17 protein-coding genes and 1 pseudogene are annotated in these 12,327 nt (G+C 38.4%); 12 read left to right on the top strand and 6 right to left on the bottom strand.

Annotated elements, in window-relative coordinates; all coding sequences use genetic code 11:
- Positions 1-101 precede the first annotated feature (101 nt).
- Positions 102-800, bottom strand: a complete 699-nt coding sequence (locus FJR09_RS08870; RefSeq protein WP_168653820.1) for an aldehyde oxygenase (deformylating) — start codon at positions 798-800, stop codon at positions 102-104.
- Between the two features lie 175 nt (positions 801-975).
- Here FJR09_RS08870 and FJR09_RS26125 point away from each other — a divergent pair.
- The 4 genes and pseudogenes from FJR09_RS26125 to FJR09_RS08890 all read left to right on the top strand — a co-directional run bounded on the left by FJR09_RS26125 (position 976) and on the right by FJR09_RS08890 (position 3,054).
- Positions 976-1,791 (top strand): annotated as a pseudogene (locus tag FJR09_RS26125) (carbohydrate ABC transporter permease).
- A 101-nt stretch (positions 1,792-1,892) separates the two neighbouring features.
- Positions 1,893-2,192, top strand: coding sequence for a hypothetical protein (locus FJR09_RS08880; protein ID WP_041457755.1), 300 nt, complete (start codon positions 1,893-1,895; stop codon positions 2,190-2,192).
- 11 nt (positions 2,193-2,203) lie between these two features.
- The gene (locus FJR09_RS08885) at positions 2,204-2,662 is read left to right on the top strand and encodes a hypothetical protein (RefSeq protein ID WP_015079157.1); all 459 of its coding nucleotides are present in this window, start codon (positions 2,204-2,206) and stop codon (positions 2,660-2,662) included.
- 56 nt (positions 2,663-2,718) lie between these two features.
- Positions 2,719-3,054, top strand: a complete 336-nt coding sequence (locus FJR09_RS08890; protein ID WP_168653819.1) for a XisI protein — start codon at positions 2,719-2,721, stop codon at positions 3,052-3,054.
- Between the two features lie 54 nt (positions 3,055-3,108).
- On the opposite strand, the gene FJR09_RS08895 is transcribed toward FJR09_RS08890, so the two are convergent.
- Positions 3,109-3,477: a pentapeptide repeat-containing protein gene (locus FJR09_RS08895; RefSeq protein ID WP_217359769.1), complete on the bottom strand. Its 369-nt coding sequence runs from the start codon at positions 3,475-3,477 to the stop codon at positions 3,109-3,111.
- A gap of 237 nt (positions 3,478-3,714) precedes the next feature.
- Between FJR09_RS08895 and FJR09_RS08900 the strand changes: the two genes are divergently transcribed.
- The 3 genes from FJR09_RS08900 to FJR09_RS08910 all read left to right on the top strand — a co-directional run bounded on the left by FJR09_RS08900 (position 3,715) and on the right by FJR09_RS08910 (position 4,580).
- Positions 3,715-3,975, top strand: a complete 261-nt coding sequence (locus FJR09_RS08900; RefSeq protein WP_015079160.1) for a transporter suffix domain-containing protein — start codon at positions 3,715-3,717, stop codon at positions 3,973-3,975.
- Positions 3,976-4,022: 47 nt separating this feature from the next.
- A complete protein-coding gene (locus FJR09_RS08905; protein WP_015079161.1) occupies positions 4,023-4,313 on the top strand; it encodes a 4a-hydroxytetrahydrobiopterin dehydratase in 291 nt (96 codons plus the stop codon).
- A 93-nt stretch (positions 4,314-4,406) separates the two neighbouring features.
- Positions 4,407-4,580: a hypothetical protein gene (locus FJR09_RS08910; protein WP_015079162.1), complete on the top strand. Its 174-nt coding sequence runs from the start codon at positions 4,407-4,409 to the stop codon at positions 4,578-4,580.
- Here the strand turns inward: FJR09_RS08910 and FJR09_RS08915 are convergent.
- Positions 4,552-5,583, bottom strand: a complete 1,032-nt coding sequence (locus FJR09_RS08915; RefSeq protein WP_015079163.1) for a hypothetical protein — start codon at positions 5,581-5,583, stop codon at positions 4,552-4,554. The two genes, FJR09_RS08910 and FJR09_RS08915, sit on opposite strands and share 29 nt — an antisense overlap.
- 312 nt (positions 5,584-5,895) lie before the next feature.
- Between FJR09_RS08915 and folD the strand changes: the two genes are divergently transcribed.
- The 5 genes from folD to FJR09_RS08940 all read left to right on the top strand — a co-directional run bounded on the left by folD (position 5,896) and on the right by FJR09_RS08940 (position 10,107).
- Positions 5,896-6,771 carry a bifunctional methylenetetrahydrofolate dehydrogenase/methenyltetrahydrofolate cyclohydrolase FolD gene (gene folD / locus FJR09_RS08920; RefSeq protein WP_015079164.1) on the top strand — a complete coding sequence of 292 codons (876 nt, stop codon included), beginning with the start codon at positions 5,896-5,898 and terminating at the stop codon, positions 6,769-6,771.
- Between the two features lie 129 nt (positions 6,772-6,900).
- Positions 6,901-7,839 (top strand): geranylgeranyl diphosphate synthase CrtE, encoded by a 939-nt coding sequence (gene crtE / locus FJR09_RS08925; protein ID WP_168651215.1) that lies wholly within the window; start codon positions 6,901-6,903, stop codon positions 7,837-7,839.
- A gap of 93 nt (positions 7,840-7,932) precedes the next feature.
- Positions 7,933-8,388, top strand: a complete 456-nt coding sequence (locus tag FJR09_RS08930; RefSeq protein ID WP_015079166.1) for a divergent PAP2 family protein — start codon at positions 7,933-7,935, stop codon at positions 8,386-8,388.
- Between the two features lie 117 nt (positions 8,389-8,505).
- Complete coding sequence (locus FJR09_RS08935; RefSeq protein WP_015079167.1) at positions 8,506-8,844, top strand: hypothetical protein; 339 nt, start codon at positions 8,506-8,508, stop codon at positions 8,842-8,844.
- Positions 8,845-8,943: 99 nt separating this feature from the next.
- On the top strand, positions 8,944-10,107 hold the full coding sequence (locus FJR09_RS08940) for an LptF/LptG family permease (RefSeq protein ID WP_015079168.1): 1,164 nt from the start codon (positions 8,944-8,946) through the stop codon (positions 10,105-10,107).
- Between the two features lie 76 nt (positions 10,108-10,183).
- On the opposite strand, the gene FJR09_RS08945 is transcribed toward FJR09_RS08940, so the two are convergent.
- The 3 genes from FJR09_RS08945 to FJR09_RS08955 form a co-directional block, all read right to left on the bottom strand.
- Positions 10,184-10,837, bottom strand: coding sequence for a hypothetical protein (locus FJR09_RS08945; protein WP_168651216.1), 654 nt, complete (start codon positions 10,835-10,837; stop codon positions 10,184-10,186).
- A gap of 212 nt (positions 10,838-11,049) precedes the next feature.
- Positions 11,050-11,379: an MgPME-cyclase complex family protein gene (locus FJR09_RS08950; protein WP_015079170.1), complete on the bottom strand. Its 330-nt coding sequence runs from the start codon at positions 11,377-11,379 to the stop codon at positions 11,050-11,052.
- A 153-nt stretch (positions 11,380-11,532) separates the two neighbouring features.
- On the bottom strand, positions 11,533-12,252 hold the full coding sequence (locus tag FJR09_RS08955) for a hypothetical protein (protein ID WP_015079171.1): 720 nt from the start codon (positions 12,250-12,252) through the stop codon (positions 11,533-11,535).
- Between the last annotated feature and the right edge of the window lie 75 nt (positions 12,253-12,327).

Genomic DNA, 12,327 nt, shown 5'->3' on the forward strand with positions numbered 1-12,327 from the left:
CCCCTACCTCCCCTACCTCCCCTACCTCCCCTACCTCCCCTACTTCCCCTACTTCCCCTACCTCCCTGGGGTAACAAAGTCGTCACCCCTGTGGGCAGTTATTAAACGGTTGCCAGTCCGTAGGCAGAAAGACGCATGATATCACGGGTAGTGAAGCCAATTTTACTTAGGGCATCACCATATTGAATCATAAAATCTTCTACTAAAGCGTCTTTTTCCATAGCTAAAACTTTGGCATCGTCTGCTACTTCGTTCAGCATTTTCCAGACAATGGGCAGATTTTGGCGGTTTGCTGCTTCTAATTCGGCTTTAGATTCTGTAAAGTTTTCTTGCAACCACACTTCACCAAAGTTAAGATGGCTGTATTCTTCTTTTACAACTCCTTCTGTGATTTTACGAGCAAAATCATCAGCTACGGGAATGTAGATATTATAGGCAGCGATCGCAAAACATTCGATAATTAATGATTGAATCAAAAGGCAAGTAACGACTTTACCTTCTTCGGCTGCGGTTTGAAAATTGTCGTGTAGTCCCAAGAAAAACTTTTTAGCGAATACTAAATCTGGAGTCACTTTTAAATTCCGTCCACAGGCTTCAAAACCTTTTTTGTGGCGACTTTCCATTTTCGAGAGACGAATTAATTCCTCTTCCTGTGCTGGCAGCAGTTTCGCTAATGTCATGTAATTTTCGTGGGCTTCTTGTTCCCCTTCAATGACAATGGCATTGATGCGGCTATAAGCATCTTTATATATTTCGCTTTGGAAATCAATTTTTTCAATTTGGTCTACAAGCTGCTGCATATTCGGTGTTACTCCGTTGTCCATGAATTATTTAATACAAAAACTTAAATTACCCGATCAATTTGGGGTAATTATCACTGTGATTTAATTTAACTTAACAAGAAACTATAGTTATTAAATTAGTTTTTACTGATGGTTGTACCAACAGAAAAACAAATGTATGGAGTCATAGCCAATGTCCAAGCTAAACTGGAATCTAAAAAAATGCCAATTTGTTGAGCCTGTTAGTAGCGCTAACAAGTGCATTTATAGGGTTACTGCCGCTAATTGTGGTTTTCCTGACCTCTTTTGGGGGTGCGAACAGGCACTTCCCCAAATAATTGGACTTTAGCCAATTACCGGGGGGTAGGGACAAGGGAAGTTTTTATTAGCTTTTGCTAATTCTACCTTAGTAGCGATCGCAGTTACGGCTTTTCCAATTTTCACTTCGGCTTTAGCGGGTTACGCCCTGGCGAGGCTAAAATTTCGGGGTAGACAAGCGTTGCTTTTGGTGGTGTTAGCAACTTTGGTGATTCCTTTTCAGTTATTGGTAATTCCCATCTTTTTGGTGCTGAAGTGGGGACATCTGATTAATACCTACTGGGCTTTGATTTTACCAACTGCTGTCAACGGCTTTGGGATTTTTCTGTTACGTCAATATTTCCAGACAATTCCCGTAGAATTGGAGGAAGCAGCCGCTATTGATGGTGCAAACCGATTACAAATTTTATGGCGGATAATGTTGCCTTTAGCACGTCCAGCGTTAGTAACTCTGTTTCTATTTACCTTTATTGGTGAATGGAATGATTTATTTAAGCCTTTGGTATTTACAACCAGACCAGAATTAAGAACAGTGCAATTAGCTTTAGCAGAGTTTCAAGAGCAGTTTACCAATAATTGGCCGTTGATGATGGCAGCGGTGACAATTGCTACTGTACCAGTGATGGTATTATTTTTAATTGGTCAACGGCAGTTTATACAGGGTATTGCCACAACAGGAATTAAGAATTAGGCATTGGTTAATTGTTAGTCTCAATGAAAAGGATAATATTTTTAAAGTTTACAGCTTTGGTAAAATATATTTATTGTCATCGAATTAAACTAAAAACTTTTATGAAAGCAATCCAAACCACAGGTAAAATTGATGAACAAGGTCAATTATCCTTAGATTACCCAATTGAAGGCACTTCACCTAGTTCAGTGCGAGTGATTATTCTATTTGCAGAAACAGATACCACTGAATTTTTCACAAACATCAGTGAATATCAACAGCTTAATCTGATGCCACCCAAACAATTAGAACAGGAATTAAAACAGGCATTGAGTGAAGCTGGCTATGATTCCAGGGAAAAAATTATTGATCTTGTGCAAGAGGTTAAACAAGAAATAGCGTTAGAACGCCGACAAAAGTAAGATTAAATAAAATGACAACCGTTCCTGAGTTAATTTTTTTGGATACTAATGTTTATCTGATTGGTGCAGTGGATTTAAATAGTTATGAAGGTCAAATTCTGCAATGGTTAGGTTGGGAAACTCAAGGTAATGATGGAATTGAGGTAGTTATTTCTGATGAATTAATTGATCAAATTTCCAGAGTTGCTAAACGGTTAAAGAATAAAGACTGGGCAGGAGAAATTATTGGACGAATTTGGCAAAAGTTAAATATTTGTTATGTTCAAATTGATGATTTTGCTCAGGCAGAAATGGAATCAGCAGGAGTTATTCCTCGTGAAGATATAGGAGTTTATTTGACGGCAAAAGCAGGACATTCTCAATGTTTTGTTTCAGCTAATCATAAGTTAATTCGGATTTTGGCTGAAGAAACAGGAGAGTTTGAATGTTTGACTCCATTTGAATTTGTAAGCAAATACTTGGTCAGCTAGGAATTTACTGATTGTGGTTTTGATAAAATGCAGCACACTTACGCGCTAATCATACAATGGCCAACATAGAACATTATCGTCAGTGTATTCAAACCATCCTCAAAGAACATGGTAAATTTAAGCCCAAATATGACGAAATAGATAATGAACTGATTTTTGATACTATTCATGATCATTATCAACTTATGCGTGTTGGTTGGGATGATTTAAGAAGGGTTTATCATAGCGTCATTCATTTCGATATTAAAGATAACAAAATCTGGATTCAACAAAACATGACAGAATCAGATTTAGCTCAAGAACTTGTAAATATGGGAATACGAAAAGAAGATATTGTTTTTGGTTTACAACCACCCTACAAACGTCCTTATACTGGTTATGGTGTAGCTTGATTTTTGAATGTTTCAGTTGTCAGAATCAGGATTTTGATTATTTTTGCTCTATCTTTAAGGATGAATTGTGCCATCAGGCATCATTGCCCCTTGAAGGTTTGCTCCTTGAAGATTAGCGTTATATAACTTGGCTCTGTATAGATTGGAGTTTAACAGGTTGGCGCTTGACAAGTTGGCATTTGACAAGTTGGCTCTCGACAGGTCGGCTTTTCCTAGATGGGCTTCTGATAGGTTAGCATTTGATAAGTTAGCTCCTGACAGGTTTGCTCCTAACAATTCGGCTTCTGATAGGTTAACCCCCAGCAATTCGGCTCCTGACAAGTCACATTTAACACACTTTTTTGTCTTTAATAGCTGCTCAATATGTGCAGGATTTGCGGCATAGACAGGATCACTAACTAAACTAAAAATAGTTGTAATCATAGCCAAATAAATCTTGTACATCCACTGATTCCCCTTCTCTAAGTTGTCTGAAATTACAGGTAAATAGCATATTCAGTATCACTACTCAATTATAACTCTATCATTTCATTACTCAGAGATTTTATGCAAATGAAACAAATCATTTTTTGCGTGAAATAAAAACCTACAATGTGAGTTAAACCACTCCAGCTAAACATACAAAAATACTAAACTCAGATTCCGTCATCATCAGAAAATATGCAAAAGTTGGGTTTAGTGTTAATTATCATTTCATTTTTACCATGGTTGGCGATCGCTGTGATAGTGCCATTTTTGCCAATTTCTCTCGCCCAAAAAGCTATATTAGTTCCAGCGTTATTAGTTTTGGCTGAAGTTCTATTTTGGCCAGGTACGCTGTTGGTGGGGAAAGAAGTAGTGCAAAAGTATCGCCGTTATTTAAATTTCCGTTATCTAAATATACTCGTCAAAAGATGGAAGCGGAAAAATAGAAAAAGATGATAATTAGGTAGAATCAGTATTTATAAATCTCTATGTAGGTTAGGAAAATGGCAGCACAAAAACTCAGCGAAGCAGAACTAAAATTAGCCCTCAATAGTTTACCAGGATGGCAAATTAAAGAAGGCAAATTATACAAAGAATATAAATTTAGCTCCTTTGCAACTGCGTTAGGTTGGATGGTTAGTGTGGGTGTTCACGCGGAAAAACTTGGACATCACCCGGAATGGTTTAATGTTTACAGTACAGTCCAGGTAAATCTTATTACCCACGACATCGGTAATGCTATCAGCAATTTGGATGTAGAACTGGCGAAGAAAATGGAAGAATTAGCACCGTAAGATTGGGGAAGTTGGAGAAGTTGGGGAAGTTGGGGAAGTTGGGGAAGTTGGGGAAGTTGGGGAAGTTGGGGAAGTTGGGGACTGGGAAAGAGTTTGACTAATTACCAATCACCAATTACCAATCACCAATTACCAATCACCAATTACCAATTACCAATTACCAATTACCAATTACCAATTACCAATTACCCATTACCAATCACCAATCACCAATTACCAATTACCAATTACCAATTACTTAACTCGTTTCCTGAATCTGTAATCTAATGGTATGTTCTGTTGTACCGCTTAATTGCAGTTCCATGATTTCCCCTCCTAGAGGTTCTATGCAGGTGAGGAGCGATCGCAAATTGGGCGTACTTGCACCAGTATCCACATATAACCTGTCCGCTAAACTACTAATTTTTTTCCAGGTCATATACAATTTGCCAATGGTTTGTTCAATTTGTGATGCTTGATTTACCAAGTCAGCAGCAATACTTAAACAACCGACTCGTTGGGCTTCTTCTAAGGCAGTTTCAATATCTACATCTTCCGCTATTAACGCTTGCACTTGGGCAGCAGATTTGAGATATTTGGCTAATTGTCGGGCTTCTGAGGTAGCTTGTTTAACAGTATCAACATCAGGATTGGCGGCTATATCCCTTTGTAATGCCTTTTGGTGCAATTCGGGCAGTTTTTCCATTTCCTTGACCAGAGGGGCAATGTAGCGCGGTGGCAGACTGTTATCTGCGGCTTTTTCCCTAACTTCTTCTGGTAATAAATCGGAGGACATGGCTGTCCATTCGTCACTGAGTTGACGGACTTCTCTGCGGGTAATGCGATCGCCTTTCTCCGCAGCTTCACTGACCATCTGTTGTACTTCTGGAGACGCTTTGGCGGTTTCTACAAATGCCCGTTTACTAAAGTTATTAACCGTGTCTGGGTTCAGTTTGCCATCTGATATCAAGGTATCAGCACTATTGGCTAATTGAATCCAACTGTATGCCTGGGTTTTGCTGATTTCGCGTTCTTTGAGCCATTTAAGAAAACCCGCACCGCGTCCATCTCCGCCTTTTTTCTCACGGTCACGGATAGCGCGTAAAATGCGACCACGCCAAATTTCTGTTTGTAAATCAAAGCGATCGCATACCTGCCATGCTACATCAAGTTGTTGTAAAAAGTCGGACTCAGGAATTTGTTCATCTTCTGGATCAGGTAATGCAAAGTCTAAATCTGCTGGCTGTTGGAGTGCAGCAGCAATGTCATTCATAGAGTCGGTATCTTGCACGATGGATAGCTGGTTGGGGTATGCGATTTAGCTTATATTCACGCAACTTGCGTCATGAAAATTGGTGAGTAAGTATTGTACTTTAAAAATTAAATTTTAGGGGGACTGGGAAAATGAGAAAATGAAGGGACGAAAGTGCAGAACAGACAAAAATAACAGGACTTACGGAAAATATCTCTGAAACCCTCATTTCTCCGTGTCCTCTGTGACTCTGTGGTATGGCTAACGCCACGCTTCGCTATCGTTATTCCGTGATTTGTGCGTAAGCACTAAATAAGAAACAATTCTCTGTCACCTGTCACCTATTCCCTTATGAAACAAACTGCGAAAATCCTTGATGGTAAAGCATTAGCCGATAAAATTCAGCAAGAACTTAGTGAGACAATTAGCAAATTACAAGGTAAAATTGGGCGATCGCCTGGATTAGCGGTATTAATGGTGGGAGACAACCCCGCATCAGCCGCTTATGTTCGCAACAAAGAAAAATCCTGTGCCAAAGTCGGAATTACCTCTTTTGGTAAACACTTTCCCACCCAAACCAGCCAAACCGAACTAGAGGAAGTAATTGCCCAACTCAACGCAGATGATCAAGTAGATGGGATTTTAGTCCAGCTACCCCTTCCCAATCATTTAGATGCTGTCAGTCTACTACATCAAATTGCCCCGGATAAAGACGCTGACGGACTCCACCCTGTGAACTTAGGAAGACTGGTACGAGGTGAAACCGGTTTACGGAGTTGTACTCCTGCCGGTGTGATGCGATTGTTAGCAGAATATAGAATTCCTTTACAGGGCAAAAAAGCCGTAGTCGTAGGACGGAGTATTTTAGTAGGGAAACCGATGGCTTTGATGTTATTAGCAGCTAATGCCACAGTCACAATTGCCCATTCCAAAACCCAGGATTTACAAGATATTACCAAAGATGCTGATATTCTCATTGCTGCCACCGGGATTCCGGGAATGATTAATGCCCAGATGGTAAAACCGGGCGCAGTTGTGGTAGATGTGGGAATAAATCGGGTTACAGATAGCAATGGTAAAAGTCGGTTAGTTGGTGATGTTCAGTTTGAAGCGATCGCTAATGTGGCAGAATATATTACTCCTGTTCCTGGTGGTATCGGTCCAATGACAGTAGCCATGTTATTGCAAAATACTGTTTCTAGCTATTTACAAACCACAGGCAACTGAGAAATAATTTTTATGAATATTCATGATTACTCACCAAAACCGTGAGTGTTTCCGCCCCAAAGCCCCGTAAAATTGGTACACAGATCACAAACAGCCCAATATTTTGAACAGTCAAGAGGAATACAAAGCATGGTAGCAACGGATAAAAGATTGGAAACCCCAAAAAAATCAGAGTCGGCTAGTTTTAACCTCGCTACCTATCTCAAACAACGACAACAGCTTTGCGAACAAGCTTTGGATAATTCCATTACCGTCGTTTATCCAGAAAAGATTTATGAAGCTATGCGCTATTCTCTCTTAGCTGGAGGTAAACGAGTTCGTCCTATTCTCTGTCTTGCGACTGCTGACATGATTGGTGGCACAATAGAAATGGCTATGGCTACAGCTTGTGCCGTAGAAATGATTCATACCATGTCCTTGATTCATGATGATTTACCCGCCATGGATAATGATGATTATCGTCGCGGTAAACTCACAAATCATAAAGTTTATGGTGAAGATGTGGCTATTTTGGCAGGAGATGGTTTATTGGCTTTAGCTTTTGAACACGTAGCCGCCCAAACTCCTACAAATGTACCTAGGGATAGAGTTTTACAAGTCATCATTCGCCTGGGTAAAGCCTTGGGTGCGGCTGGCTTAGTCGGTGGTCAAGTGGTAGATTTGGAATCGGAAGGTAAGTCAGATATTTCCTTAGAAACCCTGAATTTTATTCATAATCATAAAACCGCAGCTTTGTTAGAAGCTTGTGTAGTTTGTGGGGGAATTATTGCTGGTGCATCTGCCGAAGATGTGCAAAAATTAACTCGTTATTCTCAAAATATCGGTCTGGCTTTCCAAATCATTGATGATATTCTGGATATCACTGCTACCCAAGAGCAGTTAGGTAAAACCGCTGGTAAGGATCTCACAGCCAAGAAAGTCACCTATCCTAGTCTGTGGGGAATTGAAGAATCTCGCGCTAAAGCTCAACACCTGGTTGCTCAAGCTTGTGCTGAATTAGCATCCTATGGTGAAAAAGCCATTCCTTTGCAAGCGCTCGCTCACTTTATCATCAACCGCAATAACTAAGCCCAATTGTGGATTTTAACTAAATTTTGGCTTCTACTGCCGTTTTTCCTCCATACAATCACTGCTTACACTTACTAACTTCACCAAAATACCATGCAGGACATAGGCGAAATTGTTAACAACCGGGTGCTGCTGGTTGCGCTTGTAGCTTGTTTTGTAGCTCAAGGATTAAAGCTTATCGTTGAGTTAGTCAAACATCGTAAATTAAACGTGCGTGTTTTAGTAACTACTGGAGGTATGCCCAGCGCCCATTCAGCCCTAGTAACAGCCCTAGCAGACGGTGTTGGCCAAACTTTAGGTTGGGCATCTCCAGAATTTGCTCTAGCTACAGTTTTTGCTATCATCGTTATGTACGATGCCGCTGGAGTGCGTCAAGCTGCTGGCAAGCAAGCAAAAATTCTCAATCAAATGATTGATGAATTATTCCATGAAAAACCGGACTTTTTTCAAGACCGTCTCAAGGAATTATTAGGACATACACCAGTTCAAGTTATCGCTGGTTCAGTTTTAGGTGTAGCTATTTCTTGGTTAGCGCGGGCTGTATATTAGTCGGTTGTCAGTAAACAAGGATATTGCTCGTACGTAATAATCAGATTTTCAGGCAAATCTTGTGTAAATTAGAATCTTATGTAAAAATTTAATTAGTGCAATTCAGGTGTTAAAGTTATGACAACGATTTTTTCTACCCGCAAGCTAGTGGGAATTATACTCACTGGTTTAACAGTAACTTCCTGTGGTGGGGGTACATCTAGTAATACATCTAGTGATACATCTGGTAATACATCTAGTGATACTAACCCAAAGACCTTAACTATTAATGTTCCTTCATTAGGTTATTCGGCAACCTTGGATAAGACTACAACTGCTGCTGATATTGGTAGGGTACGATTAGAGCTAAGAGAACAGTGTAGAAACATCTTTAATGTTGGTAGTCGTTCACAAGCCAGGTGCTTGACTGAAGTTTCGGAAGCAGCACAAGCAGCGGTCATTTTCATTAACAGTTAAGGCAAAACCTGAGAATTTTTAACTAATTAATACTCTGTTACATAAAGAAGGCGGACATATTGTCCGCTTATACATCATATAAAACCCAAAAAATGATAAATGAAGAAAATCAATATTTTTACTCAAATATCATTACTAGAACGCTATTTAGTCTCTCAATTAATAACCCCTTTATTATTTAGTATTGTCATTGTTACTGTGGTTGCGGAATCAATTGGTATTTCCTTTGAACAATTTAGATTTTTGATAGAGAAAAGGTTATCTTTTGATGTTCTTATATATCTTCATATCCTGAAATTACCAGAATTTATTATTTATTCCCTACCTATTGCCACTTTAATGGCAACTATTTTTACCTATCAGCAGCTATCAAGAAATACTGAAATTATTGCTTTACAAAACTGCGGGCTTAGTTTATACAGATTAGTATATCCTGCGGTAATGATAGGTTTATTATTAACAATTTTGATGTTAATCTTGAATGAAGTAGTTGTTCCTCCAGCTAACTACAAAGCAGCAATTACTCTAGAAAAACATCTAAATATTAGTAGAGAAAACATCAGAATCCATGATATATTTTATGTTCAAATATCCCAAAATAACACAGATGATATAGTTTCTAAAAGTAAATATCTTAAATACCTATTTTATGCAAAAGAATTAACCGAAAGAAAAATGAAATCTGTAGTCTTATTAATTAGAGATAATGAAAGATTAAAGATGATTATTAATTCTAAATTTGCAGAATGCCATAGTGAAGAATATTGCTATTTTTATGATGGTAATAAAACTATTATTAATACCAATGGTTCTTATGGAAAAAATCTAAAATTTCATAAAATATCTTTATATTTACCGAATATATCTTCACAATTTAAGGCAGATAGAGAAAAACTTGATCATAGAGAAATGAGTCTATATCAAGCTTATCAGCAATTGTCAATTTTGGAAACAGCGGGCGATCACCAAAATTTTCTCAAACTACAAGTTCACATTCAAAAACGCTTTGCCTCAGCTATTTCCTCCACTGTATTTGCCTTTTTAGGTTCAGCCATAGGCATTAACTTAAAAACAAGAACCAAATATAACAGCTTTGCCTTGACTTTGGGTATCATCCTACTGTACGATACATTTCAACTAATTACAGGTATTTTGGTTGTATCAGAAAATATCTTATATGGTTGGGTTTGGTTGCCAAATATTGTCGGTACTAGCATTGCAGGTTATTTACTAATTACGAAAAATTCGCTGTCATTAATTTAGTAAACATCTTACGCAAAAAGTAAATCATACCGCCATATCGTCGTAGGATAATTTTAAACTCTCCTCTAACTAATTATCAACGGACAATTGAGCGGAGTAAAACTACTTTCCGACCATCAGCTAAGATAGCTACAAATCCACTTTCGCTAAGTTTTTTTAATGTATTGTATGCTTCCTTTTGATTGGTAGTATAAACTGCCAACAGGTAAGGGCGTTGTCCATAGGAGACAAAACCCACATCACCTCCTACGGATTTTTGCAGGCTACTAACCATTTCTGGACGGTTAAAATAATCAACCAGAATTGCATAACCTTCCCCTAATATTTTGGGGTTATAGCTAATTTTTGAAGTTGGTAATTTTGGTGTTGTTTGTGGTGCTTGTTGAGGTGCTTGTTCTGTAGCACGAGTGGTGATAATGGCAGATAAACCAACTATATTCTGAATATACCTTGCCCAGCGATTGGCATCATCAATATTTTTAAACCCACCAATTCGCGTTACTGTTTGATTATTATATTTGCAAATAACTGTTTTTAATTCAGTCGGTAATGCACTACGCAACTGCTTTTGATTTTCAGTTGTGGGACTTACTACTAATAATAAATATTCTCCTGCATTTGGTGGTTGACAATTAGTAAGATTTTGTTGAGCAATAACAGGATTAATATTGCTAATTAAGGGAGTAACTGCTAGTAATAAGGCACTTGGTAAGATTGTTAATATTTGCATAAATTGGTAATTGGTAATTGGTAATTGGTAATTGGTAATTGGTAATTGGTAATTGGTAATTGGTAATTGGTAATTGGTAATTGGTAATTGGTAATTGGTAATTGGTAATTGGTAATTGGTAATTGGTAATTGGTAATTGGTAATTGGTAATTGGTAATTGGGGAAGAGGTGAAATTCTTATATATTCCCCGTTCCCCGTTCTCTGTTCCCTATTAAGAAGCTGTGGTAAGGGATGCTAATGGATTTGGTATAGTGTCGCTAGGGGCGGAGAATTCTCCAGTAATCACATACTCTAACCGCAGTTTTAGCCAAGTTATAAATTGCGAATTGGTGGAAATAATGGCTGCCGCAGGTTGGGGACATTTCTTTTTAATATCTGCCATTTTTGGTGTTTCTAAAAAAGCGGGTTGCTTAACTAACCAAAAATCAATTTCTTTTTCTTGTTCATGATAGTTACGAGTCCGTTCTTTGAGAACTTCGTCTATCGGTTCTTGTTCCATAAGAAAGTGTTGACTGGCCAAAACGTAATAGTATGTTTGCATTTTCTTTGCTTGCTGACTAATCTATAATTTTAGGTTACTGTGGTAATATGCCCGACTTCTAGTATTAATTCATCATTTATTAACATCATGAAAACAGAAGTCGGGGATCTGCTATAATTTTAGGGCGCAGTGTTGAATCTGTACCCTGAGCGATTAACTTTTCTTCAATCCCTGAAACCAAGAACCAAAAGGACAACCACCGCTCTTATTTTCACTATTTTCTAGTTTGCCACCTGCTGTCAGGCTTTCTAAAAATAGGGCATTATCAAAATAGTGTTCTAAGGAAACAATTTTTAAATCTTCGGTGACATGAGCAACACTCATACCGATAATTTCAACTGTTTTCCCTGTGGGTGCATAATCTTTATACTTACCCTGAAAATGTCCCCAGTGTCGCCATTTAAATGTAACATTGGGAGGACCAGAATAAACCGCCAATACTTCCCAGGGAAATCCTTGAGGAAAGGTACTATGAAAGATATCATGGGATGATTCAAAACTTTCCTCTGAAGCTTTGTAATGTTCAGAATCAGCCATAAATAAATTATAAGTACCTGATTTACCTAATTCGGCAGCGGTGTATTCTTGACCACCATTGCTTGTTACCCGGAATTTGTCATTGACGATAGATAACCACTGTTGGGGGTTAGTTTTCCATGACACTTCCATTTCAAAGGTTCTCACCAGATTTTCAACTATAGCTTCTAGTGTACCTTCGAGATGATGGTGGATACTCTCTTTTGCTAGGTTTTGCTGAGAACGGCTATAGTCAGGGGGTTTTTGATTGCGCCATTGAGCATCAGTGCTGGCTGCAATTACCTTGTCTCTATCTTGTACCCATAGTGGCAATTTGTTAGACTGTTGAGAATTCATAGTAGGTTGAAGTTTCCAAATGTGACTCTAATTTTCTGGAATTACGCAGGTACAACCCCTCTAGTAGTCTGTCAA

The sequence above is a fragment of the Dolichospermum sp. UHCC 0406 genome (assembly GCF_009712025.1).
Taxonomy (GTDB): Bacteria; Cyanobacteriota; Cyanobacteriia; order Cyanobacteriales; family Nostocaceae; genus Dolichospermum; species Dolichospermum lemmermannii.

Excerpts from the sequence above, each read along its gene's own strand:
- FJR09_RS08880 (WP_041457755.1), top strand. The coding sequence starts at position 1,893 with ATGAAAGCAATCCAAACCACAGGTAAAATTGATGAACAAGGTCAATTA.
- FJR09_RS08900 (WP_015079160.1), top strand. The coding sequence starts at position 3,715 with ATGCAAAAGTTGGGTTTAGTGTTAATTATCATTTCATTTTTACCATGG.
- FJR09_RS08890 (WP_168653819.1), top strand. The coding sequence starts at position 2,719 with ATGGCCAACATAGAACATTATCGTCAGTGTATTCAAACCATCCTCAAA.
- FJR09_RS08870 (WP_168653820.1), bottom strand. The coding sequence starts at position 800 with ATGCAGCAGCTTGTAGACCAAATTGAAAAAATTGATTTCCAAAGCGAA.
- FJR09_RS08950 (WP_015079170.1), bottom strand. The coding sequence starts at position 11,379 with ATGCAAACATACTATTACGTTTTGGCCAGTCAACACTTTCTTATGGAA.
- FJR09_RS08935 (WP_015079167.1), top strand. The coding sequence starts at position 8,506 with ATGACAACGATTTTTTCTACCCGCAAGCTAGTGGGAATTATACTCACT.
- crtE (WP_168651215.1), top strand. The coding sequence starts at position 6,901 with ATGGTAGCAACGGATAAAAGATTGGAAACCCCAAAAAAATCAGAGTCG.
- FJR09_RS08895 (WP_217359769.1), bottom strand. The coding sequence starts at position 3,477 with ATGATTACAACTATTTTTAGTTTAGTTAGTGATCCTGTCTATGCCGCA.
- FJR09_RS08905 (WP_015079161.1), top strand. The coding sequence starts at position 4,023 with ATGGCAGCACAAAAACTCAGCGAAGCAGAACTAAAATTAGCCCTCAAT.
- FJR09_RS08940 (WP_015079168.1), top strand. The coding sequence starts at position 8,944 with ATGAAGAAAATCAATATTTTTACTCAAATATCATTACTAGAACGCTAT.
- FJR09_RS08885 (WP_015079157.1), top strand. The coding sequence starts at position 2,204 with ATGACAACCGTTCCTGAGTTAATTTTTTTGGATACTAATGTTTATCTG.
- FJR09_RS08945 (WP_168651216.1), bottom strand. The coding sequence starts at position 10,837 with ATGCAAATATTAACAATCTTACCAAGTGCCTTATTACTAGCAGTTACT.
- FJR09_RS08955 (WP_015079171.1), bottom strand. The coding sequence starts at position 12,252 with ATGAATTCTCAACAGTCTAACAAATTGCCACTATGGGTACAAGATAGA.
- FJR09_RS08930 (WP_015079166.1), top strand. The coding sequence starts at position 7,933 with ATGCAGGACATAGGCGAAATTGTTAACAACCGGGTGCTGCTGGTTGCG.
- folD (WP_015079164.1), top strand. The coding sequence starts at position 5,896 with ATGAAACAAACTGCGAAAATCCTTGATGGTAAAGCATTAGCCGATAAA.